Origin of the sequence: Streptomyces prasinopilosus, from assembly GCF_001419695.1 — a bacterium.
Lineage (GTDB): Bacteria > Actinomycetota > Actinomycetes > Streptomycetales > Streptomycetaceae > Streptomyces > Streptomyces prasinopilosus.
On the sequence record NZ_LIRG01000755.1, the window covers coordinates 1 to 4,004 of the forward strand.

A 4,004-nucleotide genomic window follows, 5' to 3' on the forward strand; every position below is an offset into this window, starting at 1 on the left:
CCTGCTGGACGCGCTGCTCGGGCAGCACGACGCGCCCTGGCTGGCCGCGCTGGAGGCCGACGGGCCGTCCCCGCTCGACGGGCCGGCCCGGGTGTGCCGCAGCGCCGGCTGGTGGTGGCCGTTCGAGAAGGCGGCGGTGGTCTGCGAGCGCCCGGTCGCCCTGCACCGCGACGAGGCGGGCCGGCTGGACCACGGGGAGGGGCCGGCACTGGAGTTCCCCGACGGGTTCGCCCTCTGCGCCTGGCGCGGCATGCCGGTGGACCGCGCCTTCCTGGAGGAGCTGCGCACTCTCACGCCGCAGCGGATCCGCGCCGAGGAGAACGCCGAGCTGCGGCGGGTGATGCTGGAGTACTACGGCTACGACCGCTACCTGGCCGATTCCGGGGCGCGGCCCGTGCACCGGGACGAGACGGGCGTCCTGTGGCGGATCGAACTCGACGGCGACGAGCCGGCCGTGATGGTGGAGGTCGTCAACTCCACGCCGGAACCCGACGGTACCCACCGCACGTACTGGCTGCGGGTGCCGCCGGGGACGCGGACCGCCCGGGAGGCGGTGGCATGGACGTTCGGGCTCGGGCCGGAGGCGTACGCGCCGTTGCGGCAGACGTGAGGCGGCCGTTCCGCCGGCCGCAGGGCTGAGTCCGCCCACAGGGGGTATGCGGAGGGCGTACCGGCAGGAACGACCTTCGGTGACCGACGAGTGACCACCGGGCCGACCGGGCCCCCGGGAACGCGGTCCCGTGGAAAGGAGCCCCTCATGGCCGGAATCGTGGAGCGCATCAAGCGGTTCGCCGGCAGCCCCCAGGGACGGCGCGCGACGGAGCAGGTGCGGCGCGCCGCGGCCGACCCCCGGCGCCGGGCGCAGGCCCAGCGGATGCTGGGCAGGCTCCGCGGCGGCCGCCGCCGCTGACCGTTCGCACCGCCCGTCGCAGCGGTCCGGGACCGGTGAGGTCCCGGACCGCGCGAGGCGGCCCCCGAAGACCAGGAAGACGAGGAAGGAGCCTCATGGACGAGCCGTCGGTCCGCGCCGTGGGCTGGGCACGTTCCCTGCCGATGGGCGGGGAGGTGAAGGCAGCCCGGGACTGGGCCCGGAAGCACCTCGACGCCCTGGGGTGGACCACCACGGCGCCCGAGACGGCGGACGCCGTCCTGCTGACCGTGTCGGAGCTGGTCACCAATGCCCACAAACACGCCCGCAGCAACGCCCAGTTGACCCTGTCCCTCGAGGACAACTCCCTGCACATCTCGGTCCACGACTCCTCGGCCGTGCTGCCGGCCCGCCGCAGCCCGGGGACCGAGGCCACCGGCGGACGCGGCATGTTCCTCGTGGACGCGCTCGCCGACGAGTGGGAGACCCGCCCCTGCCCCCACGGCAAGTCGGTCACCGCCTGCTTCCGCGGGCCGCGGGCCGCAAAGGCTCCGGAGGCGGAAGCGGAGCGCTGAGCGGGCCGCCGCCCGCAGGACGGTCGCACCGGAATACGATCGGTCCACCCCGATCCCCGAGGAGTTCCGTCCGGTGACCGCCGTCCTTCCCCCGCCCCGCACCTTCGGCGGGCTGCTGCGCCCGCGCCGCCTGACCCGTGTCGAGGACGGCGGAGACCTGCACGCCCTGCTGTGGGTCCCCGGGCCGGGCATGCGGATGATCAGCAGCGCGGTGCTGGGCGGCGGCATCGGCGAACGGCACTGGATCCTCAACGCCCAGGTCCCCCACGGCTACCGGCGCACCGACCCGGACCGGCACCTCGCCGAACTCGCCGCCGGGGCGGGTGCGCGCGGTCCCGGTGTCGGCCTGATGACGGCCGCCGACGTCTCGGCCTACGCCCACGCGCACGACGACGGTGCGGAGGCGGTCGTCACCTCGGGCGTCGACGTACGCGGCTGGGCGGCGGTGCCCAGGAGCGGGGACGCGGTCGCGGGGGGCGGCGCGCACCTGCCGGGCACGATCAACATCGTGGTGGCGCTGCCGGTGCCGCTCACCGACTCCGCCCTGGTCAACGCCGTGGCCACCGCGACGGAGGCGAAGACGCAGGCCCTGCTGGAGGCCGGCCACGACTGTTCCGGCACCCCGACCGACGCGGTGTGCGTCGCCGCCCGCGCCCCCTCCCCCGGTGAGACCCCGCACGCCTTCGCCGGGCCCCGCTCCCTCTGGGGGGCCCGGCTGGCACGCGCCGTCCACCGCGCCGTGCACGACGCGACCCCTTCGCCGTCACCGCCCTCGTTCTGAGCGGTTCCCCGGTGGGCCGGGCGAGACCGCGGCCCACCGGGGAACCGGGGAGCCGAGGCACGTCCCGGGGTCAGGCGCGGACGCCGTCCGGGCCGGGTGCCCGCGCGACGACCTGGCCGAGCGGGCGGCGGCGTTCCCATGCGGCGGCCTCGGCCTCGCAGAGCTCCGTCAGCCGGGCGAGCACGGCACGGTGGTGGAGCCGCGTCAGCAGCTCCCCGGCCGGATCGCGCAGGCGGCGGCCGGCTCCCCGCAGGGGGTGTCCGTCCACGATCACCAGGCACTCCCGCCCCCAGGGCCGCAGCTCGACGGCGATCCGCGCCGTGCCGGACGCTCCCACCCGGGCCTCGAGTTCCAGGGTCTCGCCCCACGCGCAGCGCCGGACGACCGTCTCGCCGGGCAGGCGGACGGGCCCCAGCCGCACCGCGTGCCGGACCGCCGCCCCGGGCCGGGGCCACTGTCCCCGCACCGGCTCCGAGGACGGGGTTCCCCCCACCCAGTCCGCGCAGCGGCCGCCGTCCGCGAGAACGTCCCAGACCGCCCGCGGGCTCGTTCTGATCAGATGCTGCCGAACCGCCACCACGACCTCCCGTGTCCGGAGCTGTGCGCGCGCAAGCCCGCACCGGGTGCCCGTCCGCGGGCGCGCCGACACCTGTCAGCCGCCGGCCTGCGCCCCGGGTACGGGACGGCGCGGGCGCTGCCCGTACCGTGCGGGCTCGCCCGGCGCCAGGGCCCAGCGGATGCCGGCGGTGACGGCGGTGCCGAGCGGGCGGACGAGCACCCGCTCGGCGGGCGGCACCCGGGGCAGCCGCAGCGCGCGCGAGGCCCAGAGCGGCAGCAGCGACACCGCGCCGCCCGCGAGGGCGCCGTACGGCAGCCGGGCCAGGACCGGCACGGGCGGGTTGAGCAGCAGGAAGCGCGCCACGTCGCGCGCCTCGGGCGTGGAGCGCAGCTCGCCCCGGTAGGCGGCGAGCCGGTCGGTGAGTTCGGCACGGTTCACCGGCGGGTCGGGCACGCCGAGCGCGGTCGCGATGCGCGCCATGTCCTCGACGTACGCGTCGCAGCCGGCGGCGTCCAGCGGCCGGACGCCGAAGCGCTGGTGGGCACGGAGGAAGCAGTCCACCTCCGCGATGTGCACCCAGCACAGCAGATGGGGGTCGGCGGCACGGTACTCCCGGCCGTCGGGCGCGGTGCCGTGCACCGTCGCGTGCACGGCCCGTACCCGGTCGACCGCCCGCTGGGCGCCGTCGGCCGGGCCGTAGGTGGTCATGGCGAGGAAGGTGCTGGTCCGCTGGAGGCGCCCCCACGGGTCGCCGCGGAACCCCGAGTGCCCCGCGACCGCGGCCATGGCCAGCGGATGCAGCGACTGGAGCAGCAGGGCCGACAGCCCGCCGATGAACATCGAGGCGTCCCCGTGCACCTGCCGGACGGGGCGTTCGGGACCGAACCAGCGCGGGCCGGGCGCACCGTGGATGTGGGCGCGGGTGCCGGGGCCCTCCGGTCCCGCCACCCGGGAGAAGATCGCCTCGCCGATCCGGTCGCGCAGCACCCGGCCGTTGTCCGAGAGGAGTCCCATGGCTCGCACCGCCTTCCCGCGCCCGTGCCGGCCGGCGGGCGACCGATCGGCACCCCGTCGCGGTGCCCGTTCTCCGGTCCGCCCGCTCCCCGTCCAGTACCCGCGATCCGCCGGGTCACCGCGCCCGTCTCACTTCCCGGCGCGCCTCACGGGACGTCCCCCCTCCAGTCGAACACCCGCCCGTCCCCGGCGCGGGGCACGTACAGG

General features: G+C 77.0%; 6 protein-coding genes. 4 read left to right on the top strand and 2 right to left on the bottom strand.

Translation table 11 applies throughout. The features are described from left to right. The 4 genes from AOK18_RS25845 to AOK18_RS25855 form a co-directional block, all read left to right on the top strand. The coding region (locus tag AOK18_RS25845) for a DUF6745 domain-containing protein (RefSeq protein ID WP_338119137.1) at positions 1 to 610 on the top strand (610 nt) is incomplete at its 5' end. A gap of 147 nt (positions 611 to 757) precedes the next feature. Next, positions 758 to 910, top strand: a complete 153-nt coding sequence (locus AOK18_RS32675; protein WP_107097835.1) for a hypothetical protein — start codon at positions 758 to 760, stop codon at positions 908 to 910. A 95-nt stretch (positions 911 to 1,005) separates the two neighbouring features. Further along, positions 1,006 to 1,443: an ATP-binding protein gene (locus AOK18_RS25850; protein ID WP_055695899.1), complete on the top strand. Its 438-nt coding sequence runs from the start codon at positions 1,006 to 1,008 to the stop codon at positions 1,441 to 1,443. Positions 1,444 to 1,516: 73 nt separating this feature from the next. Next, complete coding sequence (locus AOK18_RS25855; RefSeq protein ID WP_055695900.1) at positions 1,517 to 2,224, top strand: adenosylcobinamide amidohydrolase; 708 nt, start codon at positions 1,517 to 1,519, stop codon at positions 2,222 to 2,224. Between the two features lie 70 nt (positions 2,225 to 2,294). Here the strand turns inward: AOK18_RS25855 and AOK18_RS25860 are convergent, their stop codons facing one another. After that, complete coding sequence (locus AOK18_RS25860) at positions 2,295 to 2,801, bottom strand: SRPBCC family protein (protein ID WP_055695901.1); 507 nt, start codon at positions 2,799 to 2,801, stop codon at positions 2,295 to 2,297. A gap of 75 nt (positions 2,802 to 2,876) precedes the next feature. Then, the gene (locus AOK18_RS25865; protein ID WP_055695902.1) at positions 2,877 to 3,797 is read right to left on the bottom strand and encodes an oxygenase MpaB family protein; all 921 of its coding nucleotides are present in this window, start codon (positions 3,795 to 3,797) and stop codon (positions 2,877 to 2,879) included. Positions 3,798 to 4,004: the final 207 nt, after the last annotated feature.